Source organism: Microcoleus sp. Pol12A5, from assembly GCF_036701435.1.
Taxonomy (GTDB): domain Bacteria; phylum Cyanobacteriota; class Cyanobacteriia; order Cyanobacteriales; family Microcoleaceae; genus Microcoleus.
On the sequence record NZ_JAUBQU010000324.1, the window covers coordinates 1 to 1003 of the forward strand.

The following is a 1003-nucleotide window of genomic DNA, read 5'->3' on the forward strand; positions in this document are numbered from 1 at the left end:
GCGATTCCCTCTGGGATAGCGACGCTTCACCGGCTTTAGGGGATGGGGGAGTGGGAAGGGCGATCGCTTTTATAGAAGCCATTTGACATTTTTTACTGTCTTGAAGTAAAGTGACTGCAAAATTCGTACCCAGCATTTATGCCATACTCTACCAGCCTCACAGACGAAGAGTGGATCATCCTCGAATCCTTGTTTTTTCCAGTTGTGGCAAGGTAGGGGAAGAGAACGGGCCAATGCTTGGATAGAGACGTGCAAAATCCTCATCAGTAATTTTGATAGAACTCTGGTTGATGCGAGTGGCCAGGTTAATCTTTGTTTTATTACAAGACTTCGGACTATTTTTGATAACCAATCGTAGAATATGGCTTTTAAGGCGATTCGGCAATCGGACTACCAAGAAAAAATCAAGCGTTTCAGACTAGGAACTCAAAACTATCCGGACTATTGTTATTAGGCTGATGCGGATAATGCTTGCAGCCGCTTATATCTCAAATGGGTTCTATAAACGTTCGCCAGTTGAGCTACTATCCCACTTTTTAACCTGCTGAGATTAAACTCGACTCATGTTTTTTGAGGAAAAAGTTTTATTATAATTTAAGCGCGCTCAGCAAAAAAAATCAGGGAGAAGTCTAATGATTACAACAAGAATAACTCAAAGATATCAACAGCAACTTTTGACTTGTACTTGGGTGGTATCTTTAGGTTTTTTACTGTTCTCACCTGCTGCTACAGGGCAGCCAATTACTCCGGCTCCCGATGGCACAGGAACTGCTGTTAATGCCTCCGGCAATCAATTTAACATCAACGGGGGACAGCGCTCACAAGACGGCACTAATCTCTTTCATAGCTTTCAGCAGTTTGGACTCAAAGACGGTCAAATTGTTAACTTTATGTCTGAGCCAAATATCCGCAATATTTTAGGGCGCGTTGTGGGTGGCGATGCTTCTTATATTAACGGTTTAATTCAAGTAATAGGCGGTAATTCTAACTTATTTTTGATGAA

1 protein-coding gene is annotated in these 1003 nt (G+C 42.0%); it reads left to right on the forward strand.

What is annotated here, in order from left to right:
* Positions 1–632: 632 nt before the first annotated feature.
* Positions 633–1003: two-partner secretion domain-containing protein (locus QUA45_RS29030; protein ID WP_333223425.1), on the forward strand; the 371-nt coding region annotated here is incomplete at its 3' end.